We start from the raw sequence: 25,979 nt of genomic DNA on the forward strand, positions 1-25,979 counted from the left end.
CGGTGTGCTCCTTAGCGCAGGGCTTCGGACAGTTCGTCCCAGAGGTAGGCGGCGGCTTCGGCGCCCTTGAGCAGCAGCCGCGTCTCGACCTTCTCATTCGGCGCGTGGATCCGGTCGTCGTTCAGGCCGACCGCGACGAAGACGAGCGGTGCGTCCAGAATGTCGGCGAGATCGGCCTCGGGGCCGCTGCCGCCCTCGCGGGTGAACAGCACCTCGGTGCCGAAGGCGCGCTCCATGGCGCGGCGGGCGGCCGCCACGCCGGGCGAGTCGATCGGCGAGAAGCACGGGCGGACGCCGCCGCCGGGGATCGTCACCTGGGCGCGGACGCCGGGCGGGGTGTTGGCCTCGACCCACTTCTCGAACTGGGCCTGGACCTTCACCGGGTCCTGCCCGGCGACCAGGCGGAACGACAGCTTGGCGTGCGCCGAGCGCGGCACGATCGTCTTGCCGCCGGGCCCGGTGTGGCCGCCCCACATGCCGTTGACCTCGGCGGTCGGGCGCGCCCAGATGCGCTCCAGGGTGGTGTAGCCGGCCTCGCCCGCGGCGGCGAGGCTGTTCCCGGCGGTCTCCAGCCAGGACGCCTCGTCGAACGGCAGCCGCGCGAACAGCTCGCGCTCCTCGCCGGTCAGCGGGATCACGTCGTCGTAGAAGCCGGGCAGCGTGACGCGGCCCTGCTCGTCGTGCAGGGCGGCGAGCAGGGCCGCCATCGCGTGCAGGGGGTTCGGGACGGCGCCGCCGAACGACCCCGAGTGCAGGTCGGTGTCGGGGCCGTGCAGCGTCAGCTCGGCCTCGGTGAGGCCGCGCATGCCGGTGCACATGGACGGGACGTCCGCGCTCCACATGGTGGTGTCGCTGATGACGACGGCGTCGCAGGCGAGCCGGTCGCGGTGGGCGCGGAGCAGCTCGGCGAAGTGCACCGACCCCGACTCCTCCTCGCCCTCCACCAGCAGCTTGACCGTGACGGGCGGCGCGGCGGCGCCGGAGGCGGCCATCCCGGCGCGCACGCCGAGGGTGTGGAAGAACACCTGGCCCTTGTCGTCGGAGGTGCCGCGCCCGTAGAGGCGGCCGTCGCGCTCGACCGGCTCGAACGGGTCGGTGTCCCACTCCTCCAGCGGCTCGACGGGCTGCACGTCGTGGTGCCCGTAGACGACGACGGACGGCGCGGCGGGGTCGGCGGCCGGCCATTCGGCGAACACGGCGGGCAGCCCGCCGGTCTCCCAGACCTCGACCGTCGGCCAGCCCTGCCCGCGCAGGTAGGCGGCGAGCCACTCGGCGGAGCGGCGCACGTCGCCCGCCCGCGCCGGGTCGCCGGAGACCGACGGGATCGCCAGCCACTCCTTGAGCGCGGCGAGGAACCGCTCCCGGTCGTCCTCGATGTATCCGGCCACGTCCACCTGGCATGCTCCTTCGCACGTCCGTCCGTCTGGCACTGTAAAGGACCCGCCGCCCTCGTCCCCGGGAGCCGACATGATCCTGATCGACCCGCCGCTCTGGCCCGCGCGCGGCCGGGTGTGGTCGCACATGGTCAGTGACGCGTCGTTCGCCGAGCTGCACGCGTTCGCGGCCGACCTCGGGATGCCGCCCCGGGCGTTCGAGCGCGACCACTACGACGTCCCCGAGGAGCTCTACCAGGCGGCGGTGGCGCTCGGCGCGCAGCAGGTCGGCTGCCAGGAGCTGCTGGCCCGGCTGACCGGCGCGGGGCTGCGCCGCCGCAAGTTCAAGCCCTCAGGAGCGTGAGCTCGGTTTCCATGTTACGGCGGGCCGCGGCCTCGAAGCGGTCGCGCGCCTGCGGGGTGTGGAACAGGGCCGGCAGCGCCAGCAGGTTGGTGAGCACCTCGGCCCGGCCCGCCCGGAAGATCTCCTCGGGGACGAAGGCGTACTCCTCGCGGACGGCGGCCGCGTAGGCGGCGTACCCGGCGGGGTCGGCGCCGAGCACGCCCAGGTCGGCGTCGCAGAGCACCGCGCCGTTGCGGTCGCCGTCCGCGGGGTCGTGGGTGGCGGTCAGCTCGACCAGCCGGACGACCTCCTCGACGGACGCGGCGGGCAGGTCGGTGTCGCCGAGCATGCGGGCGGCGAGGCGGGCGCTGCGCTCCTCGTTGTCGCCGCGCTGCGGGTCGTAGACGGCGTCGTGGAACCAGGCGGCGAGGCGGACGGCGTCGGCGTCGTCGGCGTGCCCGGCGAGCTCGTCCACCAGGTCGAGGACGGCGGCCAGGTGGGCGCGGGTGTGGTAGCGGCGGTGCGGCTCGGCGTAGCGGGCGTCCAGGGCCTCCCCGATGTGCCGGGTCTGCTCCCCGGCGAGGGCGGTCCAGCGGGCGGCGAGATCGGGGCCGGCGTCCCCGGTGCGGCGGTCCATGCGGCCCATCCTGGCCGATCGGGTGACGCGCGGGGACACGCGGTGCCATCGTTCTTGCACGGGGCGGAGCGCCCGGCCACTATGCTGATCGACACTTAGGCAAGCCTTACCTCACCCGCAAGGAGTGGCCGTTGCCCGCCGCGCTCGCCCTCGTCGCCGGCAAGGCCACGGACGCGGTGACGCGCGGCTTCCTCCCCGCCGCCGCGGCGCTCGGGCTGGACGTCACGGTCCTCACCGACCACCCCGACGAGCACGCCGCGGTGTTCGGCGGGCGGGTCGAGACCTGCGACGTCACCGACTACCGGCGGATCATCCCGCGGGTCGCCCCGGGGAGCGCGCTGTTCACCAACAGCGACTGGCTCCAGGCGCCCGTCGCGCTCGCCGCCGACTACCTCGGGCTGCCCGGCAAGGACTGGAAGGCCGCGACCCGCACCAAGGACAAGGGCCTGATGCGGCGCCACCTCGCCGCCCTCGACCCGGTGTTCAGCGCCGACGCCGCGCACGTCCCGGCGGACGCGCCCTACCCGCTCGTGCTGAAGCCCCGCGAGGGCGTGGCGAGCGAGGACGTCTACCTCGTCGCGGACGCCGCCGAGCTCGCCGCCCGCCGCGCCGAGATCGCCGCGCGGCGCGGCGGCGCGCTCGTCGCCGAGGAGTACCTGCCCGGCGACCTGCACACCCTGGAGACCCTCGGGGACGGCCGCGAGCTGCGCGTCCTCGGCTCGTTCCGGACGCGGATCTCGCCGCCGCCGCGCTTCGTCGAGGAGCGCATGGAGTGGGCGCCGCCCCCGCCGGGGACGGACGCCGTCCTCGCCCAGCTCGCGGCGCTCGGCGTCGGGTTCGGGGCCTGCCACACCGAGTTCGTCGTGCACGGGGGCCGGGCCCGGCTCATCGAGGTCAACTACCGGGCGGTCGGCGACCACGCCGACTTCCTGCTCGCCGACCTGCTCGGCGTCCCGCTGTTCGAGCACATCCTGCGCGTCCACCTCGGCGAGCCGCTGCCCGCGCCCGTCCCGCCGCCGGGCCTGCACGCCGTCGTCGAGCCGCGCCTCGCGACGGCGTCCGGGACGCTGGCGGCGGCGCCGGGGGCGGTGGAGCTGACCGACGGCGGCGTCCGCCTGTCCTATCTGCCGCAGCGCGCCGTCGGCACGGCCGCCGAGCTCACCGGCACCAACCGCGACTACCTCGGCTCGGTCCGCGCGATCGGCCCGGACGCCGCCGCCGTCGACGCCGCCATCGCCCGCTTCTGGTCCGCCCGCGAATGGGTGATCGTGTGACCGATCCCGGTGAGGAGGGCGCGCTCGCGGCGCGGGTCGTCGACGCGCTGCTGCGCGAGGACTACGGCGGTCTGCGCAGCCGCGCGGACGGCGGCGTCCTCGACCTGTTCGGGACGCCGGTCCCGCTGACCGGCCCGGGGTTCCTGGCCGCGCAGGTGGTGGCGCCCGATGCGGGCCTGACCCTGGACGTGGTGCTGGGCGCCGTCCGCCGCCTCGCCGACCCCCGCGACGACGTCGCGGGGTTCGAGACCGAGTGCCGCGAGGCGCTCGCTGCCGCGCGCGTGCACGAGGAGATCCGCCCCCGAACGCTCGCGCGGCTGGCGGGACGGCCGCGCAAAGGGCCTGGCACGTTCTACGACACGCTCGCGGCGTTCAACGGCCACCCCGTCTACCCGACGAGCCTCGGCCGGGCCGGGCTGACCCGCGACGACCTGGAACGCTACGCGCCCGAGTTCGCGCCGTCGTTCGAGATGCGCTGGGCGCGGATCCCGCGCGAGCGGGTCACGTCGGCGGGCACGCCGCCGCTCTGGTGGCCCGAGGCCGACGACCCCGGCGACGTCCTGTTCCCCGTGCACCCGCTGATGGCGCCGCACGTCCGCGAGCACCTGGTGCCCGCGTCCTACCTGCACGTCTCCCCCACGCTGTCGATGCGGACGGTCGCCGCCGCGCCCTTCACGCACCTGAAGACGCCGCTGCCGACCAGCACCCTCGGCCTGCGCAACAAGCGCACGATCGTCCCGCGCACGCTGCCGGACGGCGCGCTCGCCGAAAGGCTGCTGCGCCGCGTCCTCGCCGCCGAGCCCGGCCTGCCCGTCCTGCTCGCCGACGAGCAGACCTGGGGGCACGCCGGCTCCCCGCTGCTCGGCTACCTGGTGCGGCGCTTCCCCGCCGGGCTGGCGGGCGCCGAGGTCGTGCCGGTCGCGGCGCTGCTCGCCGAGGACCCCGAGGGCGGCGCCGTCATCGAGCGCTGGGACGTCGAGGAGCTGTTCGGCGCCTACCTGGACGCGCTGCTCGGCTTCGGCGTCGCGCTGTTCCGGTACGGGATCGTGCTGGAGGCGCACCAGCAGAACGTCGCGCTCGTCCTGCGGGACGGTGACCTCCGGCTGCTCCTCAAGGACAATGACGGGGCCATGGTCGATCCGGTCCGGCTCGCCGCCGCCCTCCCCGGGGCCGACCCCGCGTTCGCCGACGAGCGGATGCGCGCCCGCGACCCCGAGGCGATGGCCCGCGTGTTCACCACGATCACCCTGCACCTCGGCGCGGCCGCCCTCGCCGAGGGCCTCGCCGCGCGCGGCCTGCTGCCGCGCCGCCGCGGCCTCGCCATGATCCGCGACCGGCTGGACGGCCTGCTCGGCCCCGGCGACGCGCTCCTGCGCGCCCGCACCCTGGACGCGGCCGCCCTGCCGGCCAAGGCCATGGTCACCGCGGGGACGCTCGTCGGCAAGGACCGCACCGGCGCCGCCGACGTCAATAAGCACTACGGGCCGCCGTGCCCCAACTACCTGCGCCTCGACTACCCACGGGACGGATCGTGCTCCTGACCAGTCGCGCCCTGTCGGCCGACGACGCCACCGCCACCGCGCTCCTCAACTGCCTCGTCCGCGAGGTCTGCGCGCCCGAGCAGCAGCTGTGGGTGGACGGCCCGCGGCTGCTGATGCGGCTGCCGCGGGTCGGCGTCGCGCTGCGCACCGGGCTGGCCCGCCCGCCCGCGGGCCCGACCTACCGGATCACCGCGCCGTTCGAGGAGCGGCGCGACGACGGCTGGATCGAGGCCGGCTGGGAGCGGCTCGCCGACCTGGTCGCCGGGGAGCTGGAGCTGGCCGCCGGGCACGCCAACCCCGAGTTCCTGGCGCAGGTCGCGGGCAGCCGCCGCACCCTCGCCGCGCTGCTGGAGGCCCGCCCCGACGTCCCCGGCGGCGACCCCTACATCGAGTCCGAGCAGTCGCTGCTCGCCGGGCACCGGTTCCACCCGTCCCCGAAGGCCCGCCAGGGCGACCCCGCCGACTGGCTGCCCTACTCGCCCGAGACCCGCGCCCGCTTCAAGCCGCACTGGCTCGCCGTCCGCGCGGACGCCGTCGTGGAGGAGGGCGACCCGCGGGCGTTCGCGCGGCTCGGCGCGCCGCCGCTGCCCGAGCACCTGCGCGCCGGGCACGCGCTGCTGCCCGCCCACCCCTGGCAGCTCGCGCTGCTGGCCGACCTGCCGGTCTACCGGCGCGCCGTCGCCGCCGGGATCGTCCACGACCTCGGCCCGTGCGGGCCCGAGGCGGCGCCGACGTCGTCGGTGCGGACCGCCTACCTGCCGGACGCCGACGTGTTCTGCAAGTTCAGCCTGGACGTGCGGATCACCAACTGCGTCCGCAAGAACGCCTGGTACGAGCTGGCCGGCGCGGTCGCGCTGGACCGGCTGCTCGGCCCGGTCTTCGCCCGCTTCGAGGACTGCACGCTGCTCGCCGAGCCCGCCTACCGCAGCGTCGCGCTCGCCGACCGGCGCCTGCACGAGGGCCTCGGCGTCATCCTGCGCGAGGGCGTGCGGGGCCTGCCGGGCACGCCGCTGCTGTCGGCGGCGCTCGCCGACCCCTACGGGACGCTGCTGCCGGAACTGCCCGCGCTGGCCTCCGCCGACGGCGCGCAGGCGTGGTGGGAGCGGTACGTGCGGCTCGTCGCCCGGCCCGTCCTGCGGGCCTTCCTCGACCACGGCGTGGTCCTGGAGCCGCACCTGCAGAACGTCCTGGTGACCGTGGACGGCGACGGGATGCCCGTGCGGGCCGTGTTCCGCGACCTGGAGGGCACGAAGCTCACCGCCGGCCGCTGGGACCTGTCGCACCTCCCCGCGCGCGTGCGCGAGGCCGTCACCTACGACGCCGCGCTCGGCTGGAACCGCGTCGTGTACTGCCTGATGGTCAACCACCTCGCCGAGGTCGCCGCCGCCGTCGCCGACCTGCACCCCGAGCTGGAGGACGGCCTGTGGCGGGCGCTCGGCGCCGACCTCGCCGCGTCCCCGCACGCCGACCGGCCGCAGGTGCGGGCGCTGCTGGCGGGCGTCCCGTTCCCCGCCAAGGCCAACCTGCGGACGCGGTGGATGCGGGCCGCCGACCGGTCCGCCGCCTACGTCCCGGCGCGCAACCCCCTCGCCGCGCGGCCGGGCGCCTGCGTCAGCCGCGCGGAGAGCCGCTGAGGGCGGGCTCGCGGACCGGCTCGGCGGGGCGCGCCGGGAACACCCACCGCTTGAGCGCCCACCAGCGGAACCCCATCGCGAGCACGGTGCCGACGAGCATCCCGCTGACGAAGTCCGACACCTCCTGCGCGAGGTGGGAGATGTGCGGGTACTCCAGGTCCAGCGCGTAGCGGGCGACGAACAGCGGCACGTCGTTGACGCCGATCGCGACCACGCTGACCAGCGCGAACAGCGTCGCCTCCAGCCGGTGGCGGCGGCCGCCGCGGGCCCGGAACGACCAGCCGCGGTTCATCAGGTAGGAGGCGATCGTGGCGACCGTCGTCGCGATGGTGAGGGCCGTCGTCGGGTGGTCGGTCAGCACGGTCAGCTTCAGCGCGAAGTTCACCGCGGCCGTCAGCACGAAGCAGGTCCCGCCGACGAGCGCGAACTTCACCAGCTCGCGGTGGCGGACCAGGTGCGGGCGCACCCGGGCGGGCGTGCGTGCGAGAACCGAGCTGACGAGGGGCATCGCAGCAGTGTAGTGAAGATCGCCCATGGGCGGGCCTTCACGGACGGACGGACCGCACCCCCGCAGGTCGCCCTTCCGCCACGTATCCGTCACATATCTGGCCGCCGGCCGGGTATGCGAGCCTCATCCCCCGAGGCGAGGAGAGGTCCCCGTGGTGTTCGACCGGATGCGATCGGTGGCGGGGCAGGGCGTCCGGGCGGGCAGGGCGCTGCTGGGCACCGGGGTGCTCCACCCCGTGCGGCCCGATCGCGCCGTCCGGATGCTGTTCCCCTACGCGCGCTACGGCCCGGTGCCCGCCACCGTCGGGGCCATGTCGGCGCTCCGCTTCGCGGGCCGCACCGCCGTGTTCGACGAGCGCGGCTCGCTCACCTACGACGAGCTGGAGCGGCACGCGGCGGCCCTCGCGACCGCCCTCGGCCACCGCATCGGCGCCGGCGACCGGATCGGGGTGCTCTGCCGCAACCACCGGGGCTTCCTGGAGGCGGTCCTCGCCGGGTCGCGGCTCGGCAACGACGTCGTCCTCCTCAACACCGACTTCTCCGGGCCGCAGCTCGGCGAGGTCGCCGAGCGCGAGGGCGTCGGGCTGCTCGTCCACGACCAGGAGTTCGACGAGGTGGTGGACGGCTCGTCCTACGACGGCCGGCGGCTGCACGCCTGGCACGACGGCGGCGGCCTCTACGAGACGATCGACGACCTGGTCGCCGACACCGCCGCCGTCCCGGTCCGCCCGGAGCGGGCGAGCCGCGTCATCGTCATGACGTCCGGGACGACCGGCACCCCGAAGGGCGCCCGGCACGACATCGGGCTCGGCGCGCTCGCGCCCGCCGCCGTCAGCCACCTCGTGCGGGTGCCGGTCCGCTCCGGCGCGCCCCTGGTGATCGCGCCGCCGCTGTTCCACGTCCTCGGCTTCGCCTACTCGACCGTCGGCCTCGGCCTCGGCATGCCGCTGGTGCTCACCCGCCGGTTCGACCCGGCGCGCACCCTGGAGCTGATCGAGGAGCACGCGGCGCAGGCCCTCGTCGCCGTCCCGGTCATGCTGAGCCGCCTCCTGGACGTCCCGGACGGACCGCGGCCCGCCTCGCTGGAGGTCGTCGTCTGCGGCGGCTCCGCCCTGCACCCGAGCCTGTCGGAGCGCTTCACCGCCGAGTTCGGCGACGTCCTCTACAACATCTACGGCGCCACCGAGACCGGCTGGGCCACCATCGCGACGCCCGAGGACGCCCGCGAGGCGCCCGGCACCGTCGGGAAGCCGTCGTTCCGCCTCACCGTCAAGATCCTCGACCCGGACGGGCGGGAGCTGCCGCCCGGCGAGACCGGCGAGATCCACACCGGCGGCGGCCTCCGGTTCGCCGGGTACACCGGCGGCGGCACCAAGCAGGTCCGGGACGGCCTGACCAGCACCGGCGACCTCGGCCACTTCGACGGCGCGGGCCGCCTCCACATCGACGGCCGCGCCGACGACATGATCGTCTCCGGCGGCGAGAACGTCTTCCCCGCCGAGGTCGAGGACCTCCTCGGCGGCCACGACGGCGTCGCCGAGGCCGCCGTCAAGGGCGTCGACGACGAGAAGTTCGGCCAGCGCCTCGCCGCATACGTCGTCCGCGCGGACGGCTCGGACGTCACCGAGGACGACCTGAAGGCGTACGTGAAGAAGCACCTGGCCCGCTACAAGGTTCCCCGCGACGTCCACTTCGTCGACGAACTCCCCCGCACCAGCACCGGCAAGGTCCGCGCGAAAGAACTCCAGGACGACAAGAATTCACCTGCCGTTAACCAGTCCTGACAGGCGACAAAAGAGCCGGTCAAAAGCTTTTCTGTTCCCACCGGCCCCGCATCTGAACTCTTCCCCTCGTCCAGTTCGGGACAGCGAGAAAACAGCTCTTGCATTCGCTCCTGACGATGATCAAAATGAGCGAGTCAGAAATTTGCCATCGAGAAAATTTCCGGCACAGGCGAGCGGTCGCTCACCGCCTGCTCCCCCTGCCGGAAGGAAGAACGCGCGTGTTCACCTCACGCCGCAAAACGGCCGCGGCGGTCTCCGCCACGGTCGTGGCGGTCCTCGCCGCCGGGCTCACGCCCGGCGGCGTTGCGGTCGCCAAGCCCACCGAGCCGCCCACGTCGACCGGGTCGCCGAACGCCGGACACGCCGCCAAGGTGTCCGACTTCAAGACCCCGGTCGCCGCCCTCGCCGGCTCGCCCGGCGTGGCCAAGGGCATCGGCCCGGCCCGCAACGCCACCCAGCTCCCCTTCAAGGTCTCCGACAAGATCGACTTGCGGGTCAACGTCGGTTCGGGCAACGCGCTGGTGCGCAGCACCGACCTGTCGCTGCCCGGCGTCAAGGGCTCGCTCACCCTCGGCGCGGCCTACAACTCGCTGCTCACCCCCGCCACGACCTCGGTCGCCGTCGGCGCCCACGGCTTCGGCTGGCGGACCCGCTCGGGCATCGACGTCCGGCTGTTCCCCGCCGACTCCCAGGTCACCTACCTCGGCCCGGACGGCGAGTCGGGGGTGTTCGACCTCAAGTCCGGTTCCACCACCGACTACACCGCTCCGGACGAGTTCCGCGCCGACCTGAAGAAGACCAGCGACGGCTTCACCCTCACCCAGCACGGCTCGGGCGAGAAGACCGCCTTCAACGCCGACGGCCTGCCCACCAAGGTCAGCGACCGCGACGGCAACGACACCGTCTACACCTACGGCTCCGGCCAGCTGGCCTCGGTCACCTCCAGCGCCGGCGCCGCCGGTGCGAACAAGGCCACCGTGGCCTACGGCTCCAACGGCCTGATCTCCACCGTCACCCAGACCGGCGGGTCGTCCACCCGCAAGGTCCAGTACTTCTACGACGGCGACCGCAACCTCACCAAGATCACCAGTGCGGGCGGCGTCAGCACGCTGCTCGGCTACACCGGCCACGACCTCACCAGGATCACCAGCGGGACCGGCGCCGTCACCGACCTGCCTACGACTCATCCCACCGCGTCCTGTCGGTCACCCAGCACCCCACCGCCGGCCTGGCGAACGTCACCCGGCTGGCCTACACCTCGGCGACCCAGACGCAGGTGGCCGACGCGAACACCGACCAGTCCAAGGCCGTCGCCGACGTCCCCAACACCACCTACACCCTGAACGGCGACGAGCGCGTCACCGAGGCCAAGGACCCCGCGGGCAACAAGCGCTCCAAGACCTACACCGCGCTCGGTGACGTGGCGACCTCCACCGACGGCAACGGCAAGGTCTCCACGATGACCTACGGCGCCAACGGCGGCGAGTCCCTCACGGCCTCCCAGTCCGCTTCGGGCGCCACCGTCAAGGCCGCCTACGGCAACTCCTCCACCGCCACCAACCCCACCGGCGCGTTCCAGCCCTCGACCTCCACCGACGTCCAGAACAACGTCACCGCCTACACCTACAACGGCCCCGGCAACCTGCAGTCGGCCAAGGACGCCACGGCCGCCCAGGCCGACGTGGACTACAACGGCGACGGCACCGTCAAGACCTCCACCGACCCCAAGAACAAGAGCGCGGGCAACTCCACCAAGTACGGCTACACCAACAAGCAGCTCACCTCGCTGACCCCCGTCACCGGGGCGAGCCTGAAGGGCCGCGCGTTCACCTACGACGCCTACGGCCGCCTGGCCACCTCCACCGACGGCGCCGGCAACACCACCACCTACACCTACGACGACGACGACCACGTCACCAAGATCAGCGCCGGTGCGCTCAGCAACGTGCTGACCTACGACAACGCGGGCAACCTCAAGACCGCGACCGACGCCCACGGCACCACCACCTACGACTACAACACCCGCAACTGGCTGACCGGGCTCACCGACTCCGCCGACACCTACACCGCCTTCAGCTACGACGACGACGGCAACCGCACCTACGCCTACTTCGGCGCCAAGCCCGACGACACCTCCACCTGGGCGGCCCGCCAGCAGTGGCAGTACAACGATTCCAACCAGATCACCCGCATCACCGTGCTGGCCAACTCGGCGAACCTGACCAAGGTGGCCGACACCAGCTACTGCTGGGTGACCCACACCAACGGCGTCGACTGCCCCACCGGCAAGTCCGCGAGCAACACCGGCCTGGTGAGCTGGTCGAAGAACAACGTCACCGGCACCACCGCCGTCTACACCTACGACAAGGCCAACCGCATCACCAAGGCCACCGGCGTCTACGGGCACGACTACAGCTACACCTACGACTCCGACGGCAACCGCACCAACCACACCCAGGACTCCACCGGCTACGACAACAAGTTCAACACCGCGAACCAGCTCGTCTTCCACGACGACGGCAGCGACACCGACGTGACCTATGACGGCGCCGGCAACCAGACCGTCAGCCCCGTGGGCCGCAAGCTCGGCTATAACGCCTTCGGCCAGATGGCCTCCAACGACGGCGGCGCCTACACCTACGCCGGCACCACCAACAACGAGCTGCTCGCCGCGGGCACCCGCACCTACACCTGGGGTCTGAACGACAGCGTCGGCAAGCCCTGGCTGCAGTCCTACACCGCCGCCGGAACCACCGGCTACATCAACCGCGACGGCGACAGCCCCTACACCTACACCGACCCCACGGGACAATCTACATTCACTGAACTAGGAGAGACGTTCTTCGGCGTCGGAGGTGCACTCGAAGGCGCGGAGACGGGAAGCGTTGAAACCGCTTTGGCGGGCACTGTGACCGATATTGGAGTGGACGTTGGCTGTAATTTCGTACTAGGTCTCGCCGCTCCCGAAACAGCAGGTGCCTCTCTCGCTGTCGGCGAGGTCGGATGCATGGCGCTCGGTTCCGAAGCGGGTAGCGCCGTGATGGAGGGATAAAGGGAAGTTCTGACACGGAGGCGAGTCGTACTCGTACGACTCGCCCCCGCAGCACGCGGCTAGTCTCGACGAGACCACTGAGAATATCTGCGCAGTGCGATCGGTGCACCAACAGTGACTATCGCCAGAAGCACCAGGCCGATGACTATCATTTTCCAGCCACGCGCATGGCCATTGGCCAACTCGAAGCCACCGAACACCATGCACAGGCCGCCGAACAATACCGTCGCCCCCGCCGAGAAAAGTAGATGAACCTTCCTGAAGGTTCTTGAAAACGCAAACCTTCGCCGTTCCGGCAAAATGGCCTCCCGAGGGAACAGGAAAAACTCCTGGCGAACAACGCTCTACCAGCAGACCCTACCGAGGCGAGCAGGGAAAAGCAATATTCAGCAAGCAGCAAGGGGGGAGGGATTTTCGAGCCTTGATATTCCCAATGAATTAAACTGCCCGGGTACCCGGCGAGAATCGGCTCCACCAGCTAAAGTGCGACGGACGACTTCACGGCCGGCCATAGAGAAATTCTTGCACCGGAATAATTCCAGAACCGGCGGGCCGCCCGGAGACGGCGCTCGCCCCGCAAGAGAGTTCGCCGACGAAGTGATCGACGCGCCTTCTTCCCGGGAAGACGTCAACCGCCGCCCGGCGGCCGTGTCCGCGCGGCTCGCCGGGTGGGTGACCATCGTTGCGCAGGGATGTCCGTCGCCCGAATCGCGTACGGCACACTCTGAGGCGCGCCCCTATGGTCGAAACGTTCTACGGAACCATCAAGGCATCCCGACCGATCAAGCCGATAAGCCACGACGACCCCGTGCCCGACCGACCCAAGATCCACCATCGTCTTCAAAAGCCATCAGACGCACCCTGGGCGAAACCGTCGATTTCGTTTCCAGCCGCCTCGGGATCGACCGAAACGGAAGTGCCGTCGAAGGCTCTGCGGGCACCTTCCGCAAGGCCCTCAACCCGGAGAGAGGCCAATAAGATCAGAATGCTTCCTTTTCAGATCGCCACACCCTGGCCACTTACAGCATTATCTGGTTCTTCATCTTTGTAAAATACAGAAGGATTCAACATCTAATATGATGAACATGAAACTGGCGACGATTGTTGTTCTCATCCTGGCGGGGTCGGCCATGGCGGTAATGGCGATCAGATCCGCATCGACAGCCGCAACCGTGATGCACATTTTAGCAGCCATCGCTTTCCTCATTTTCGCCGGCGGCCATATCCACGCCCTGGTCAAGCTGCGCCGCAAAGACCGCCGGCCTGCCGATAGCAAGAGAAGGCCATGAACACATGAGCGCCACAACCGGCGCGAGGACATCAAGAAGAACCTGAACCGGGGCAGGGTGCCGGCGGCGCTTGGACGCCCCGCCTCACGGGAACAGCACGACCGGGCCGAATTCCCCGGACAGACAGTGGACAGCACGGCCATTACGCGAGAAAAGCGCCCGCGACTGGAGATCGAGAACCATAGGTTCGAGCCGGTCGCGATCGCGGACTGCTTCGTGCCCGTCGACCCACTGGCCACCTTCTTTCGACTGCGGTCGACGCGCTGGAACGACGAGTGTTCGCGGAACACCGTCACCACGGCCGTCGAGCACCTCGACCTCGCCCTGCGGATCTGGGCCGGGCAGTTCGCGCTGCTCGACGAGGGCCGCTCGATGGGCGATATCCTCCCCGTCCCCGCGCACGCCGAGTCCGCCGGCCTCATCGACGCCGTCCCGGGTGCGGCGCTGTTCTGGCCGCCCGTCCACGACGGCGAGCTGGCCCTGTCCGTCACGATCTCGCCGACGCGCCTGGGGCCCGACCGGTCCTACACCCGGATCGCCGAGCTGAGCTGCCCGTTCCACTCCGGCCATGTCGTCCTGCACGAGCTCGCCGGACGGCGGCTGCCGCTGCCGCCGCTCCCTGCGGGCCACGGCGACTACCGCCTGCGCTTCCACACGAAGCCGTCCGGGTGCCTCCTCCAGATCTGGAACCAGCCCCGCACGAGACCCGGCGTCGGGATCCTTTTCCTCGACCCGGGCGACATCGGCGACGACGGTGAATGGGCCGCCTACAGCATGTTCTCCTGGCGGGCCGAACCGCCGGAGCGGTTCCCGTCCTTCCACGCGTTGATGGAGCACCTCTACGCCGAGTTCCACCAGATGCGCGAACCGGAGGGCGAGGTCCGGGACGCGTGGGACGCCGCGGTCGAGCAGGCGCGCCTCGACGCCCTCGCGGGCCACCTGGAGGGCCTCGACGAGACGCTCGCCAAGGCGGAAGATTTCGGCAGTGACCGCGCCACCCTGCTCCGCGCCCAGTTGCGGCTCTTCCTCGGCCTTCCGGCCGAGCAGTCGCTGAACGGGCTGCTGGACCCGCATTTCGTTCCCGAGGGCTTCCTCTCCGATCCGCTGTTCGCCGCGGAGTTCCTGCCCGTGCTGTTCGCCCAGCACGCCGAGGACGCCTCCCCCCACCACCTTTCGGTCCTCCAGGGAGCGATGATCGCCGACCGTCCGGACCTCCGCCTCCTCGTCGGCGAGTACCAGGCGCGCCTCCGCGGCGGCGGGCCGCACCTGACGTACGGCGCACCCGAGTTCGACGCCCTCGTCCGGGCCGCCGTGGACGAGCACGGCGACGACCCCGACGCCCTCTGGCGGAAGATCGAGGCCGCGTTCGCCCGCTGGCGCCCGCGCAGAGCCGATCACATCGCGCCCATCGTCCTGCTCGCCGACCCCGCCGTGGCGCTTCGGAACGCCATCGGCGCTCGGCGACGGTCAGGCGCCGGGCTCCGGCTCGGCCAAGGGATGGTCTCGCAGCCAGGCGAGGACCTGCCCGGCGTGCTCGTTCGGGGGAAAGACCGGGTAGAAGACGTGCTCGACCGCGCCGTCGCGGATGATCAGGGTCAGCCGCTTGTAGAGCGTCAGCGCGCCGGTCTCGAACGTGGGCAGGCCGAGTTCCCGCGCCAGTTCGTGCCCGGGGTCGGAGAGCATCTGGAACGGCAGGCGGAGCCGGTCGACGACCTCGCGTTGGTAGGCGGTCTCCTGGCTGGAGAGGCCGAACACGCCGGCCGCGCCGGCCGCGAGGAGATCCTGGTGGTGGTCGCGGAAGCCGCACGCCTCGGGGGTGCAGCCGCGTGCCCCGGGGATCGCGTCCCAGCCGTCGGGCAGGTCGACGCCGGGCCGTCCGGTGAGCGGGTAGACGTAGACCACCGTGCGGCCCGCACCGAGCGCGTCGAGACGGACGGCCGTGCCACCGGTGCTCTGGAGCTCCAGGTGCGGCGTCCTCGTTCCGGGCAGATGAGCGGCCGCGCCGTCGTCCTCGGGGACGGGCAGGTCGGCGGGCAGGCTCGTGTAGTCGGTCATCGGGTCCTCTCCTTCGCTGGTCGGGGAGGCGCGGTCGCCCCGGTGGGCGGCCTCGTGCAGGTGCGCGGCCAGTGCCGTCCGGCGGGCGGTGAGGCCCTCGATCCGCTGCGTGAGCTCGTGGATCGCGTCCCGGTAACCGGCCAGGGAAGCCGGGCAGTCGTCGCCGTGGCGGTGGCCGGCGGCTAGGCACTCCAGGAAGGGGCGGGTGCGCTCGACGGGGATGCCGAGGCGGCCGAGCGCCCGGATCTCCCGCGTGAGCCGCACGTCGTGCTCGCTGTAGTCCCGGTAGCCGTTGGGCAACCGCGCGGGCGCGAGCAGGCCCAGCGACTCGTAGTAGCGCACCGCTTTGGTCGTCACGCCCGCCCTGCGGGCCAGTTCACCTATCTGCACGCCTCTCACCTCGAAGAACGCTAAACCCTGCCCCCGAGGGTAAGGTCAAACCGGCGCGGGAGCCGTGGCGGGATCTTGTTGGTAGATGGCATTCACGCCGCTTCTGCCGCGGGGCGGCGGCCTCGATGCTGGCCGACATGTCTGCGACCACCTTTCTCTCCGCCCGGCGCCGGGACTGGCAGGACTTCCGGCTGCTGTGGGGCGGGCAGAGCGTGAGCCTGGTCGGCGACCAGGTGTTCCTGCTCGCCCTGCCGCTCGCCGCGCTGCGCGAGCTGCACGCCGGGACGATGCAGGTCGCGCTGCTCGCCGCCCTCTCACGGCTGCCGTTCCTGCTGCTCGGCCTGCCCGCGGGCGTGTGGGTGGCGCGGCTCGGGCTGCGGCGGTCCATGCTCGGCGCCGACCTGGTCCGCTCCGCCGCGGTGCTGTCGCTGCCGCTGGCGGCCTGGCTGGACTTCCTCGCGCCCGCGCAGCTGTTCGCCGTCGCCCTGGTGACCGGCACGGCGATGGTGTTCTTCCAGGTGGCCTACCAGTCCTACACGCCCGCACTGATCGCCGACGACCGGCGGCTGCACGCCGCCAACACGCGGCTGTCGCTGTCGGAGTCGACGGCGCTGCTCATCGGTCCCGGCCTGGCCGGCGTCGTGATCAGCGCGGTGGGGGCGACGCGGGCGCTGCTGCTCGACGCGGGCAGCTACGCGGTCAGCGTGCTGACGCTGACCGCAATCCGGCACCGGGAGACCATCGTCCCCGCGCGACAGCCGATGTGGCACGACGTGCGGGACGGGCTGCGCTTCGTCGCCCGGCATCCGGTCCTGCGGCCGATCATGATGTGCAGCGCCGCCTACAACCTGGGCGTGGCCATGTACGACGCGCTCCTCGCCGTCTTCGCCGTCCAGCACCTGCACCTGTCGGCCTGGGCGTTCGGGACGGCGCTGGCGGTCGGCGGCGCGGGCTTCCCGCTGGGCGGCCTGCTGGCGCGCCGGACGGCGGCCCGCGTCGGGCTCGGCCCGTCGCTGGCGGTGGCCGCGCTGCCGTCCATCGCCGGTCTCGCGATCGGCGCGTCCGCGCACGGGCACCAGGCGGCGGCCCTGCTCGCGGCCGGGACCTTCGTCAACGGGGTCGGTCAGGGCCTGTTCGCCGTCAACGCCCTCACCCTGCGGCACCTGGCCGCCCCGCCCGAGCTCACCACCCGCGCCACCGCCGTGCACCGTTTCGTCACGTGGGGCATGCTGCCGCTCGGCTCGGTCCTCGCCGGTCTGGTCGGCGGCGCTTTCGGCGTGCGCGCGGCGATGCTGGCGGCGGCCGCGACCACCGCGTTCTGCCTGCCCCCGCTGCTGGCCCGCCCCCTGCTGAGCGCGCGTCGACCGCAGCGTCAGACGGCCCTCGGCTGACCCCGTTCAGCCCCGGGCAGGGCCGTCACCGAGCACGCGGAAGGCGAGGAGGGGCAGCAGGAGGACCGACAGCATGCCCGCGCAGACGAGGGCGGCGGCGGTCGCGGCGGGCAGGTCGTGCTCCTCGGTGCCGATGGTGGTGATGACGACGATCAGCGGCAGGCCGGTGGAGGCGAGCAGCGCGAGCGCGCGGCGCGGCGCGGGCGGCTGGTCGCGCCGGTAGAGGACGAGCGTCGGGCCGCCGCGCACCAGCAGGAACAGGGCGAGGAACAACGGGACGAGCAGCAGCGACCACGGGTCGTCGGCGAGCGCGCCGAGGTCCAGGCGGACGCCGCTCACCACGAAGAAGAACGGGACGAGGAAGCCGTAGCCGATCGCTTCGAGCTTCGACGTGACCTGCTCGTGTACCCAGTCCGGGCCGGTGTCGACGGCGAGGCGCTCGATGAGGCCGGCGGCGAACGCGCCGAGCAGCACGTCCAGGCCGAACGATCCGGCGACCCACACCATGAACACGATGAGCAGCATCGCCAGCCGGATCGCGAGCTGGCCGCTCGTGGAGAGCGTCCGGCCGATGAGCTGCTGAAGCCGCGGATGCCGGTGCCGCCGCACCGCGAGCACGGCCGACGCCACGGTGATGACGGCGAACAGCACGAGCAGCGCGAGGGTGCGTCCGGGCTGATCGCCGCCGAGCAGCAGCGCGACGGCGACGATCGGGCCGCACTCCCCCAGCGCGCCGATCGCCATGGCGCGCGCGCCGAACGGCGTCGGCAGCGTCCCGTTGTCGTGCAGGATCGGCAGGATCGTGCCGAGCGCGGTGGTGGTGAGGCAGAGGCCGATGACGACGGCGTTGACATCCCAGCTTTCGAGAATGAGCCCGACGGCGAGGCCCAGCGCCAGGGAGATGCCCCAGCCGGTGCCCGCGAGGCGCAGCGGCGCGCCCCGCACCCGGGCGAAGTCGATCTCGTAGCCGGCGAGGAACATCAGCACGGCGAGCCCGAGGTCCGCGAGCTCCCCGACGAACTCGGTCTCGGTCGCCCATCCGAGCACGACCGGGCCGACGACGATGCCGAGCACGAGCTCCAGCACCACCGACGGCACGCGGACGCGCCGCTCGACCCGCGCCGCGAGCACCGGCGCGACCACCCCGGCGGCCACGATCGCCACCACCGAGCCGTCGACCATCCCCGAATCCGCCACCCGTCCCCCGTTCACGCAGGTCACAGCCCCCCTCGGGAACGTACCGGCTCGCCTCGGCCGGGCCCGGACGGCACGCTGGCGCCGCCCGCTTCCGGGCCGGTGTCATGCCGGGGTCGCAGAGCGGTTCCCGACCGTGGTCGGATGACCGGGAGGCGCGGGCGGCCGAGGCTGGGCGGCATGACATCTCAGGCGAACGCCACCCCGGCGATCAGGGTCGAGGGGCTGACGAAGCGGTACGGGCGGCGCGCGGTCGTCGACGATCTGACGTTCACGGTCAGGCCGGGCGCGGTGACGGGCTTCTTCGGCCCGAACGGCGCGGGCAAGACGACGGCGTTGAAGACGGTCGTCGGGCTGGCGCGGCCGTCGGCGGGCGCGGTGTCGGTGCTCGGGGCGCCGGTGGCGTCGAGGGCGCCGGACGCGCGCCGCGTCGGCGTCCACATCGAGCCGTGCGGCGCGCACCCCGCCCGGACGGCCCGCGCGCACCTGCGGGCGCTGGCGCTGGCGGCGGGGCTGCCGCGCCGCCGCGTCGAGGAGGTCCTGGAGACCGTCGAGCTGACGCGGGCGGCGGGGCGGCGCGTCGGCGCGTTCTCGCTGGGGATGCGGCAGCGGCTCGGGCTCGCCGCCGCGCTGCTCGGCGACCCGGAGGTCCTGGTGCTGGACGAGCCCGCCAACGGGCTGGACCCGCAGGGCATCCGCTGGCTCCGAACGATGCTGCGGGACCGGGCCGCGCGGGGCGGCACGGTGCTGCTGTCCAGCCACCTGCTCGCCGAGGCCGCGAGGACGGTCGACGACGTGGTCGTCATCGACCGTGGCAGGCTGGTGCACGAGGGGCCGATCGGTGCGGTGGAGTCGCTGGAGGACGTGTTCCTGGAGCTGACCGGAGGGACGGACCGATGATCGGCCTGCTGCGGGCGGAACTGCTCAAATCGGTGACGACCCGGGCCGTGTGGGGGTTCGCGATCGGCGCGATGGCCTTCGCCGCCCTGAACGCGGTGATCGTCGCCGCGGCGTCGGGGACGCTCGACGAGGTGACCGAGAAGGAGGAGGCGCTGTCCGGCCTGCCCGTCCTCCTGCTGCTGTGGGGGCTGGTCGGCGCGGCGGGCGAGTACCGACACCGGACGGCCGCGCCGGCGGCGCTGGTGGCCCGGCGCGGGCGCGGGACCGTCCTCGCGGTGCGGATCGCGGCGTACGCGCTGACGGGTCTCGGGCTGGCGCTGCTGACCAACGCGGTCGCGGTCGGCGTGGGACTGCCGCTGCTGGCGCACCACCCCGGCCCGGACCTCACGTCCGGGCAGGTGACCGGGGTCGTCGCGCACAACGTGCTGGCGCTGGTGCTGGCGACGGTGCTGGGCGCGGCGCTCGGCGCGCTGATCCGCAGCCCGGTCGCCGGCGCGGTGGTCCTGCTGCTCCTGGACCTGGTGGTGCTGCCGCTGGTCAGCGGCGCGTGGGAGGGGGCGGCGAACCTCACGCCGTTCGGGGCCGCGAGCGTCCTGACGGGCGGCACCCACGACACGACGATCACGGCCGCGCAGGCGGGCGGGGTGTTCGCGGCGTGGACGGTGCTGGCGGTGCTGGTCGCGGTCGGGTCCGAGCGACGGCGCGACCTGGCGTGAACGTCGCGGCGCGGATCGGGGCGGTGCGGGGCCTGCGGGCCGCGCACCGCCCGGTGCTGTTCGACGCCGCGCTCGCCGTGGCGGCGACCGTCGTGGAGATCGGGCTGCTGTTCAACGACGGCACCGGGCCCGCGTTCGTGCCGATCGCGGTGACCGTCCTCACCGGCGCGGCGCTCCTGGCCCGTCGCCGGTTCGGGGTGGCGGTGACGGCGGTGACGGTCGCGGCGGCGGCGCTGCTGGCCGCGTCCGGGTACTCGCCCGGGGGCGCGCCGGTCGTCGTCGCGCTGTGGTCGCTCGCCGAGACGCGCGACCGGCGCGTCTCGCTCGCGGTGCTCGCGCCGGTGGTGGTGTTCCTGATGGCCGCGAGCGTCTGCGCCCCGCCGGTGCCGGTCGGGGCGTGGACGCTGGGCGCCTACATGCAGGCGCGCCGCCGCTACGTCCGGGCGGTCGAGGACCGCGCCGCCACCCTCGAACGCGAGCGGGAGCAGCTCGACCTGATCGCGGCGCAGCGCGAGCGGGCCGCGATCGCCCGCGAGTTGCACGACATCGTCGCGCACTCGGTGACGGTGATGCTGATCGGCGTGCGCGGCGCCCGAGACGTCCTGGAGGCCGAACCGCAGGTCGCCGCGCGGACGCTGGAGCAGGTGGAGACGACCGCCGAGCAGAGCCTCGCCGAGCTGCGCCGCATCCTCGTCCTGCTGCGCGAGCGGCAGGCGGCGGAGACGCGCCCGCAACCGTCGCTCGCGGACCTGGACGACCTGGTCGCGGGGTACCGGGCGGCGGGGCTGCCGGTCCGGCTGGAGATCGCCGGGGAGCCGCAGGCCCTGCCGGGCGGCGTCGAGCTGTCGGCGTACCGGATCGTCGAGGAGGCGCTGACGAACGCGTTGAAGCACGCCGGGGCGTCGCTGGTCACGGTGCGGCTGAGCTATGACGGGACGGATCTGGAGGTGCGGGTGCACGACGACGGGACGGGAATGGGTGAACCTCGCCCCGGCGGGCACGGCCTGATCGGCATGCGCGAGCGCGTCGCGGCCCTCGGCGGGGAACTGGAAACGGGACGCGCCGTCGGCGGCGGCTTCCGGGTCGCCGCACGTCTGCCGATCGGAGAACGCGCATGATCCGGGTGCTGATCGTCGACGACCAGGAGCTCATCCGGATCGGCTTCCGGCTGTTCCTGCAGACCCGGCCCGACCTGGAGGTCGTCGGCGAGGCCGCGGACGGCCGCGAGGCCCTCGACCGGGCGGCGGAGCTGCGCCCCGACGTCGTCCTGATGGACGTCCGGATGCCGCGCATGGACGGTGTCGAGGCGACGGCCCGTCTCACCGCTGCGGACGACCCGCCGCGCGTCCTGATCCTCACCACCTACGACCTGGACGAGTACGTGTTCGGCGCGCTGCGCGCGGGTGCGTCGGGCTTCCTGCTGAAGGACGCGCCCCGCGAACGGCTGCTGGAGGCGATCCGCGTCGTCCACCAGGGCGAGGCGCTGCTGTCCCCGTCGATCACCCGCCGCCTGATCGAGGACTACGCCGACCGCACCGACCCCGTCCGCCCGCCGCCCGACCTGCTGGCGGCACTGACCCCGCGCGAGCGCGAGATGCTGCTGCTGGTGGCCCGGGGCCTGTCGAACCAGGAGATCGCCTCCCGGCTCGTCGTCACCGAGGCGACGGTGAAGAGCCACATCGGCAGCGTCTTCGCCAAGCTCCACCTGCGCGACCGCGTCCAAGCCGTCGTCCTCGCCTACGAGAACGGCCTCGTCGTCCCGGGCCGGCGTCCCGGCCCGCACTGAGCGGGCCGCGAGACAGCCGCACCCGATCCGGCGATCCACCAGACCATGGGTCGAACCTGACCAATCGGCGTCAGATATCGCCGTCCTCTCTGGTGCCACGTCCAGAGCGCCCCGTAATGTCGCGGCTCGTGGACGCGGCGGAGGGGCGACGATGACGGCGGTGGTCAGCGAGCTGATCTCGTATCCGGTCAAGGGCTGTGCCGGCGTGTCCTTGCGCGAGGCGGTGCTGACCGGCGCGGGTCTGGCCCACGACCGAGGCTTCATGGTGGTCGATCAGGAGGGAACGTTCCGCAGCCAGCGCCGCGATCCCCGGCTCGCGCTCGTCCGGCCCGCCATCGACGCCTGCGGCGAACGGCTCACCCTGCGCGCGCCCGGGTTCGAGGACCTGGACATCGCGGTCGATCGCGACTCCCCCCGGCAGGCGGTGAGTCTGTTCGGGCAGAGCTACCGAGGCATCGATCAGGGCCGGGCGGCGGGCGAGTGGTTGTCGTCGGTCCTCGGCAAGGCGAGCAGGCTGGTGCGGGTGCCGCCAGAACACGACAGGGTGACCGACGGCCGGACGCCCGGGACCTCCGGTTACGCCGACAGCAGCCCTGTGCACGCCGTCTCCCTGGCCACGCTGGACGAGCTCAACCGGCGCCTGCCCGGACCCCCGATGCCGATGTCCAGGTTCCGCCCGAACATCGTGATCGGCGGATGGGACGAGCCCCACCTGGAGGACCGGGCTCACCGCGTCGCCATCGGCAGCGCCGAACTCGGATACGCCAAACTCGCGATCCGCTGCGCCGTCACGCTGGTCGACCAAGAGCGCGGCGACAAGGCCGGCCCCGAGCCGCTGCGCACCCTCGCCACGTATCGCCGCGCCGCCGTCGGCGGCGTGGCGTTCGGCACCAAATTCTCCGTCCTGCGTCCCGGCGAACTCGCCGTGGGCGACACGGTGACCGTCCGTGCCTGGGCCGAGTCCGAACTCAACGAACCGCAGCCGGTCTAGCCGCACACCGTTCGCGGTGATCGCCGGTATCGCACTCGGACGCTTGACCGCGGCGCGAGTCCGTTCGACCCGGTGGCCGGGCCAGCCGCCCGACGCGTCCCGCAGGCGTTTCCCTGAACGCGTTGAAGTGACGGCGGGGCGCAGTTTCAAGCCACGCCGAACCTCCGCCGCCACTGGTTGACGGTCGGCAGCAGAGGAGCGGCGCCCGCATCCTTGCCATCGCGGACGGCAGCCGCGCATGCCACCCGGGCGACCTCCGCGCGGTTGCCGTTCTGACCGCTGCGCGAACCCTTGCGCCGCAGTTCAGCCGCCGCCGGCCTGCCTCTTGACCCGCTCGGCGAGCCCGGCCCAGGAGGAAGCGGCAAGGGCGATCACAGGACTGACCCGGGCGAATCGGACGTGAGGGCGCATCTTGACCTACTAGAGAAAGTCCTCACGCATGAGGCTAGAGGTCGTGGTCACCGAATCTGATGGTCTGGGCGATGACTGCCCACTGGGCGGCGGACAGGGCAAGCACAGGACCGCCGGGGTCCTTGCTGTCGCGCACCAAAAGGAATGAGGGAACCCTGGCCACCTCTACGCATGAACCATTCTGCTGGCTCCTGCGGCTGGTGCGCCACTGTGCACGGGACGGGTCTGGAGTGGGCATCCCGCGCCTCCCTTAACTGCGCTTGAGGTCGTTCAATGCTGCATTGAGCATAGCGCGGGTGTCGTCAGGACTGAGCGCGACGGCGCGTAGATGGTCGAAGGCGGTGGTGAACCGGCGCACCTCGTCCGCCTTGTCCACCCACAGGTTGCCGTTGATGGTCTCCATGTAGACCATGTCGCCCTCGGCACCCTCGAAGGCAAGGACGGTGAACGGACCGGTCGTGCCCGGATGCGCGCCTGCGCTGTAGGGGATGACCTGAACCGTGGTCTTCCCATGAGCGACCTCAAGAAGGTGCTTCAACTGCGCGACCATGGTGGTGGCACCGCCCACAGGACGGCGGATGGCCGCCTCATCCATGATCGCCCATAGCTGGGGGCGGTCGGGGCGAGCGAGTATTTCCTGCCTGGTGGTCCTGACCTCTACCCGGCGCTCGATCTCCTGCGGGTCGAGTTCAAGAGGACCGCTACGGATGAGAGCACGGGCGTAGTCCTCGGTCTGGAGAAGGCCGTGAACGACGGCCAGCTCGAAGACATCTATCGACGTGGCCTGAGACTCCATGCCGATGTAGAACTCGTACTGGCTGGGGAGAACGTCCCGGTAGGAGTACCACCAGCCGCGCTGCCTGGCCTCCTTGGCAAGAGACAGGAGAGCCTCCCGATCAGCCTCGTCGTGGAGGCCGTAGACCTCCAGCATCCTCCGCACGTCGTTGGGATGCGGCCCGGTCCGACCGGACTCGATGCGGAAGATCTTGGTGTGATGCCAGTCGAGTTCGGCGGCGGCCTGCTGCTGGGTCATGCCCGCGTTCTCGCGAAGATCGCGTAGCGCGGCCATGAGCTGGCGACGGCGAACAGTGGGACTCTCCGATGCCACTGGACGGCCCTCCCGAGGATGCGGACAACTGATTTGCAGCACTGCATTGTGCAGCTCTGCATTTTGGTGCACTGTGGATTCCAGCGTCAGCAGGATGTCACACGGCGCGACGACAGCGGGCGTCAATGCGCGGCTACGCACAGGAAGGCGGCATATGTGCCGCGCGCCGCCCTCGGGGAGCAGGCAAGAAGCGGCCCCGGTCGGTGCAGCAACACCGGCTCCGGGGCCTACCGACTGGAAGGAGTCGGCGATGCCGAACCTACACGGAAGCGGATCAAGCCGCGGCGAGCAGGCGAACGGGGCGCGCTTCCCGTGGCGGAGCGATCTTCGGGAGACGGGCGACCGGCTGTACGCGCTGGCCGGCCTGGCAGGGGAACTGCACCATCTGGGGTGGACCTCCATCCTCTACGTGCCCGGTCGGGGGCAGGCGGTCCTGGCGGTGCCGAAGCCGCGGCCGGCGATCGGGAACCTCGACGTTGCGGTCGCGTCGGCGTCCGATGGCCGGGTGTTCGTGTGGGGCGGTGTCGTCCAGTGCCCGGCGGCCGACCCGGCGCGCGCGGCGTGGATGGTCGCTCGGACGGTGGCCTGATGGCGCTGCGGGTGGCGGAGACGCTGGCGGTGGTCGGCCACCCGGCGGATGCGCTCGGCACTCCGCTGGTGCGGCGGGGACGGGCGTGGGTGCGCGAGACGGTGGCACGCGTGGCTCCATGGGCGGACATGGACGTGCTCGACCTGCTCGCGGCGGAGGTGTTGACGAACGCGATCACGCACACGGCGTCGGGCGAGGACGGCGGCGCGGTGGTACTGGCGGTGCGATGGTCGGCGGGACGGGTGCGGGTGGCAGTGACCGACGACGGGCGTGCCGACTCCTGCCCGAAGATGTGCGCGAAGTCGGAGACAACGCTGTCGGGCCGGGGACTCGCGTTGCTGAACGCACTGGCGTCGGCGTGGGGGTACGAGACCGGCGCGGACGCCGATCGCCGCGTCACGGTGTGGTTCGAGCTGACTGAGACTCGCACGTGAGCCCGCAGGCGCCGGGGCCGGACGCGGTGGCGCTGGGGCGGGCGATGGAGCTGGTGAGCGCCGCCTACGGCGACGCGATGCGCGCCGTCGGCCTGCTGCCCGACAAGGCCGGCGCGATCCACGCCCTGGCCGCCGGCACGCTGGCCGACCTCTTCCCCGACGCGCCCGAGGACGCGCCGGACGTCCGCTGAGCCATGACCACCCGGTCGCCGTCCGTTGAGATGCGGCGGGTTGGGCACTTCGAAGATCGAAAGTGCCCAACACGCCGCATCTCAACTTCTGGTGACCGGGCAGCCATGAGGCGGCTCAGTACGGCGGCGGGACGCCGCCGGGGCGGCACGATGGCGGGGCGCGAAGGTGGCACACCAGGCATGACCACCCGGTCGCCCATCGTTGACTTGCGGCGTGTTGCGTGTTTGAAACGATTCAAATGGGCAACACGCCGCAAGTCAACGAGAGGTGACCGAGTGGTCGTCGGCCTGTGGGCCTTGGGCGGGAGGGGCGCGCCGGGCGGGGCAGGGACGCCGAGCGGCGGGGGCGACAGGGGCCGCGGACGCACGAGGCCGGGGACGCCGGGGGG

Annotated in this window: 26 protein-coding genes; 17 read left to right on the plus strand and 9 right to left on the minus strand. The window is 72.3% G+C overall.

Going from position 1 to position 25,979, the window contains the following annotated elements:
* Nucleotides 1-11 precede the first annotated feature (11 nt).
* The gene (locus K1Y72_RS28395) at nt 12-1,394 is read right to left on the minus strand and encodes a dipeptidase (RefSeq protein WP_220169551.1); all 1,383 of its coding nucleotides are present in this window, start codon (nt 1,392-1,394) and stop codon (nt 12-14) included.
* A gap of 73 nt (nt 1,395-1,467) precedes the next feature.
* Between K1Y72_RS28395 and K1Y72_RS28400 the strand changes: the two genes are divergently transcribed.
* Nucleotides 1,468-1,737, plus strand: coding sequence for a DUF4031 domain-containing protein (locus K1Y72_RS28400; RefSeq protein WP_220169552.1), 270 nt, complete (start codon nt 1,468-1,470; stop codon nt 1,735-1,737).
* Here the strand turns inward: K1Y72_RS28400 and K1Y72_RS28405 are convergent.
* On the minus strand, nt 1,718-2,353 hold the full coding sequence (locus K1Y72_RS28405) for an HD domain-containing protein (RefSeq protein WP_220169553.1): 636 nt from the start codon (nt 2,351-2,353) through the stop codon (nt 1,718-1,720). The genes K1Y72_RS28400 and K1Y72_RS28405 overlap by 20 nt on opposite strands.
* Before the next feature lie 131 nt (nt 2,354-2,484).
* On the opposite strand from K1Y72_RS28405, the gene K1Y72_RS28410 reads away from it, so the two are divergent.
* Genes K1Y72_RS28410 through K1Y72_RS28420 form a run of 3 tightly spaced genes read left to right on the plus strand, consistent with a single transcriptional unit; the run spans nt 2,485 to nt 6,802 of the window.
* The gene (locus K1Y72_RS28410; RefSeq protein ID WP_220169554.1) at nt 2,485-3,627 is read left to right on the plus strand and encodes an ATP-grasp domain-containing protein; all 1,143 of its coding nucleotides are present in this window, start codon (nt 2,485-2,487) and stop codon (nt 3,625-3,627) included.
* Nucleotides 3,624-5,168, plus strand: coding sequence for an IucA/IucC family protein (locus tag K1Y72_RS28415; protein ID WP_308287265.1), 1,545 nt, complete (start codon nt 3,624-3,626; stop codon nt 5,166-5,168). The genes K1Y72_RS28410 and K1Y72_RS28415 overlap by 4 nt, the downstream gene beginning before the upstream one ends.
* Nucleotides 5,159-6,802 (plus strand): IucA/IucC family protein, encoded by a 1,644-nt coding sequence (locus K1Y72_RS28420; protein ID WP_220169556.1) that lies wholly within the window; start codon nt 5,159-5,161, stop codon nt 6,800-6,802. Before K1Y72_RS28415 ends, K1Y72_RS28420 begins: the two co-directional genes overlap by 10 nt.
* Here the strand turns inward: K1Y72_RS28420 and K1Y72_RS28425 are convergent.
* A complete protein-coding gene (locus tag K1Y72_RS28425; protein ID WP_220169557.1) occupies nt 6,780-7,310 on the minus strand; it encodes a GtrA family protein in 531 nt (176 codons plus the stop codon). The genes K1Y72_RS28420 and K1Y72_RS28425 overlap by 23 nt on opposite strands.
* 151 nt (nt 7,311-7,461) lie before the next feature.
* Between K1Y72_RS28425 and K1Y72_RS28430 the strand changes: the two genes are divergently transcribed.
* From K1Y72_RS28430 to K1Y72_RS28445, 4 genes are all read left to right on the plus strand, one after another.
* Nucleotides 7,462-9,093: an AMP-binding protein gene (locus tag K1Y72_RS28430; RefSeq protein ID WP_308287267.1), complete on the plus strand. Its 1,632-nt coding sequence runs from the start codon at nt 7,462-7,464 to the stop codon at nt 9,091-9,093.
* A 218-nt stretch (nt 9,094-9,311) separates the two neighbouring features.
* Entirely contained in the window at nt 9,312-10,436 is a 1,125-nt protein-coding gene (locus K1Y72_RS28435) for a DUF6531 domain-containing protein (protein ID WP_220169558.1), read from the plus strand.
* Complete coding sequence (locus K1Y72_RS28440; RefSeq protein ID WP_220169559.1) at nt 10,370-12,145, plus strand: RHS repeat domain-containing protein; 1,776 nt, start codon at nt 10,370-10,372, stop codon at nt 12,143-12,145. Before K1Y72_RS28435 ends, K1Y72_RS28440 begins: the two co-directional genes overlap by 67 nt.
* A 1,085-nt stretch (nt 12,146-13,230) precedes the next feature.
* Nucleotides 13,231-13,434, plus strand: a complete 204-nt coding sequence (locus tag K1Y72_RS28445; RefSeq protein ID WP_220169560.1) for a hypothetical protein — start codon at nt 13,231-13,233, stop codon at nt 13,432-13,434.
* A gap of 84 nt (nt 13,435-13,518) precedes the next feature.
* Here the strand turns inward: K1Y72_RS28445 and K1Y72_RS28450 are convergent, their stop codons facing one another.
* The gene (locus K1Y72_RS28450) at nt 13,519-14,832 is read right to left on the minus strand and encodes a hypothetical protein (protein WP_220169561.1); all 1,314 of its coding nucleotides are present in this window, start codon (nt 14,830-14,832) and stop codon (nt 13,519-13,521) included.
* Nucleotides 14,833-14,901: 69 nt separating this feature from the next.
* A complete protein-coding gene (locus K1Y72_RS28455; RefSeq protein WP_220169562.1) occupies nt 14,902-15,879 on the minus strand; it encodes a redoxin family protein in 978 nt (325 codons plus the stop codon).
* A gap of 137 nt (nt 15,880-16,016) precedes the next feature.
* On the opposite strand from K1Y72_RS28455, the gene K1Y72_RS28460 reads away from it, so the two are divergent.
* Nucleotides 16,017-17,270 carry an MFS transporter gene (locus tag K1Y72_RS28460; RefSeq protein WP_220169563.1) on the plus strand — a complete coding sequence of 418 codons (1,254 nt, stop codon included), beginning with the start codon at nt 16,017-16,019 and terminating at the stop codon, nt 17,268-17,270.
* A 6-nt stretch (nt 17,271-17,276) separates the two neighbouring features.
* On the opposite strand, the gene K1Y72_RS28465 is transcribed toward K1Y72_RS28460, so the two are convergent.
* On the minus strand, nt 17,277-18,452 hold the full coding sequence (locus tag K1Y72_RS28465; RefSeq protein WP_220169564.1) for a cation:proton antiporter: 1,176 nt from the start codon (nt 18,450-18,452) through the stop codon (nt 17,277-17,279).
* A gap of 192 nt (nt 18,453-18,644) precedes the next feature.
* Here K1Y72_RS28465 and K1Y72_RS28470 point away from each other — a divergent pair, with 192 nt between their 5' ends.
* From K1Y72_RS28470 to K1Y72_RS28490, 5 genes are all read left to right on the plus strand, one after another.
* Nucleotides 18,645-19,364 carry an ABC transporter ATP-binding protein gene (locus K1Y72_RS28470; protein WP_220169565.1) on the plus strand — a complete coding sequence of 240 codons (720 nt, stop codon included), beginning with the start codon at nt 18,645-18,647 and terminating at the stop codon, nt 19,362-19,364.
* A complete protein-coding gene (locus K1Y72_RS28475; protein ID WP_220169566.1) occupies nt 19,361-20,080 on the plus strand; it encodes a hypothetical protein in 720 nt (239 codons plus the stop codon). The genes K1Y72_RS28470 and K1Y72_RS28475 overlap by 4 nt, the downstream gene beginning before the upstream one ends.
* Nucleotides 20,077-21,198, plus strand: coding sequence for a sensor histidine kinase (locus tag K1Y72_RS37385; protein ID WP_220169567.1), 1,122 nt, complete (start codon nt 20,077-20,079; stop codon nt 21,196-21,198). The genes K1Y72_RS28475 and K1Y72_RS37385 overlap by 4 nt, the downstream gene beginning before the upstream one ends.
* Nucleotides 21,195-21,866, plus strand: coding sequence for a response regulator (locus K1Y72_RS28485; RefSeq protein ID WP_220169568.1), 672 nt, complete (start codon nt 21,195-21,197; stop codon nt 21,864-21,866). Before K1Y72_RS37385 ends, K1Y72_RS28485 begins: the two co-directional genes overlap by 4 nt.
* Nucleotides 21,867-22,017: 151 nt before the next feature.
* Nucleotides 22,018-22,857: an MOSC domain-containing protein gene (locus tag K1Y72_RS28490; protein WP_220169569.1), complete on the plus strand. Its 840-nt coding sequence runs from the start codon at nt 22,018-22,020 to the stop codon at nt 22,855-22,857.
* Between the two features lie 146 nt (nt 22,858-23,003).
* Here the strand turns inward: K1Y72_RS28490 and K1Y72_RS37645 are convergent, their stop codons facing one another.
* The 3 genes from K1Y72_RS37645 to K1Y72_RS28505 all read right to left on the minus strand — a co-directional run bounded on the left by K1Y72_RS37645 (nt 23,004) and on the right by K1Y72_RS28505 (nt 24,337).
* Entirely contained in the window at nt 23,004-23,222 is a 219-nt protein-coding gene (locus tag K1Y72_RS37645; protein WP_220169570.1) for a DUF397 domain-containing protein, read from the minus strand.
* Between the two features lie 80 nt (nt 23,223-23,302).
* Nucleotides 23,303-23,506: a DUF397 domain-containing protein gene (locus K1Y72_RS28500; protein WP_220169571.1), complete on the minus strand. Its 204-nt coding sequence runs from the start codon at nt 23,504-23,506 to the stop codon at nt 23,303-23,305.
* 12 nt (nt 23,507-23,518) lie between these two features.
* Nucleotides 23,519-24,337 carry a helix-turn-helix domain-containing protein gene (locus tag K1Y72_RS28505; protein ID WP_258574062.1) on the minus strand — a complete coding sequence of 273 codons (819 nt, stop codon included), beginning with the start codon at nt 24,335-24,337 and terminating at the stop codon, nt 23,519-23,521.
* A gap of 289 nt (nt 24,338-24,626) precedes the next feature.
* On the opposite strand from K1Y72_RS28505, the gene K1Y72_RS28510 reads away from it, so the two are divergent.
* The 3 genes from K1Y72_RS28510 to K1Y72_RS28520 are packed head-to-tail and all read left to right on the plus strand — an operon-like array spanning nt 24,627 to nt 25,590.
* Nucleotides 24,627-24,965 carry a hypothetical protein gene (locus tag K1Y72_RS28510; protein WP_220169573.1) on the plus strand — a complete coding sequence of 113 codons (339 nt, stop codon included), beginning with the start codon at nt 24,627-24,629 and terminating at the stop codon, nt 24,963-24,965.
* A complete protein-coding gene (locus K1Y72_RS28515) occupies nt 24,965-25,399 on the plus strand; it encodes an ATP-binding protein (protein WP_220169574.1) in 435 nt (144 codons plus the stop codon). The genes K1Y72_RS28510 and K1Y72_RS28515 overlap by 1 nt, the downstream gene beginning before the upstream one ends.
* Nucleotides 25,396-25,590 (plus strand): hypothetical protein, encoded by a 195-nt coding sequence (locus tag K1Y72_RS28520; RefSeq protein WP_220169575.1) that lies wholly within the window; start codon nt 25,396-25,398, stop codon nt 25,588-25,590. Before K1Y72_RS28515 ends, K1Y72_RS28520 begins: the two co-directional genes overlap by 4 nt.
* Nucleotides 25,591-25,979: the final 389 nt, after the last annotated feature.

It is taken from the genome of Actinomadura parmotrematis, from assembly GCF_019458805.1.
Classification (GTDB): Bacteria; Actinomycetota; Actinomycetes; order Streptosporangiales; family Streptosporangiaceae; genus Spirillospora; species Spirillospora parmotrematis.

Excerpts from the sequence above, each read along its gene's own strand:
- K1Y72_RS28445 (WP_220169560.1), top strand. The coding sequence starts at position 13,231 with ATGAAACTGGCGACGATTGTTGTTCTCATCCTGGCGGGGTCGGCCATG.
- K1Y72_RS28505 (WP_258574062.1), bottom strand. The coding sequence starts at position 24,337 with ATGGCCGCGCTACGCGATCTTCGCGAGAACGCGGGCATGACCCAGCAG.
- K1Y72_RS28465 (WP_220169564.1), bottom strand. The coding sequence starts at position 18,452 with ATGGTCGACGGCTCGGTGGTGGCGATCGTGGCCGCCGGGGTGGTCGCG.
- K1Y72_RS28490 (WP_220169569.1), top strand. The coding sequence starts at position 22,018 with ATGACGGCGGTGGTCAGCGAGCTGATCTCGTATCCGGTCAAGGGCTGT.
- K1Y72_RS28470 (WP_220169565.1), top strand. The coding sequence starts at position 18,645 with ATGACATCTCAGGCGAACGCCACCCCGGCGATCAGGGTCGAGGGGCTG.
- K1Y72_RS28460 (WP_220169563.1), top strand. The coding sequence starts at position 16,017 with ATGTCTGCGACCACCTTTCTCTCCGCCCGGCGCCGGGACTGGCAGGAC.
- K1Y72_RS28485 (WP_220169568.1), top strand. The coding sequence starts at position 21,195 with ATGATCCGGGTGCTGATCGTCGACGACCAGGAGCTCATCCGGATCGGC.
- K1Y72_RS28425 (WP_220169557.1), bottom strand. The coding sequence starts at position 7,310 with ATGCCCCTCGTCAGCTCGGTTCTCGCACGCACGCCCGCCCGGGTGCGC.
- K1Y72_RS28400 (WP_220169552.1), top strand. The coding sequence starts at position 1,468 with ATGATCCTGATCGACCCGCCGCTCTGGCCCGCGCGCGGCCGGGTGTGG.
- K1Y72_RS28510 (WP_220169573.1), top strand. The coding sequence starts at position 24,627 with ATGCCGAACCTACACGGAAGCGGATCAAGCCGCGGCGAGCAGGCGAAC.
- K1Y72_RS28405 (WP_220169553.1), bottom strand. The coding sequence starts at position 2,353 with ATGGACCGCCGCACCGGGGACGCCGGCCCCGATCTCGCCGCCCGCTGG.
- K1Y72_RS28515 (WP_220169574.1), top strand. The coding sequence starts at position 24,965 with ATGGCGCTGCGGGTGGCGGAGACGCTGGCGGTGGTCGGCCACCCGGCG.
- K1Y72_RS28500 (WP_220169571.1), bottom strand. The coding sequence starts at position 23,506 with ATGCCCACTCCAGACCCGTCCCGTGCACAGTGGCGCACCAGCCGCAGG.
- K1Y72_RS28475 (WP_220169566.1), top strand. The coding sequence starts at position 19,361 with ATGATCGGCCTGCTGCGGGCGGAACTGCTCAAATCGGTGACGACCCGG.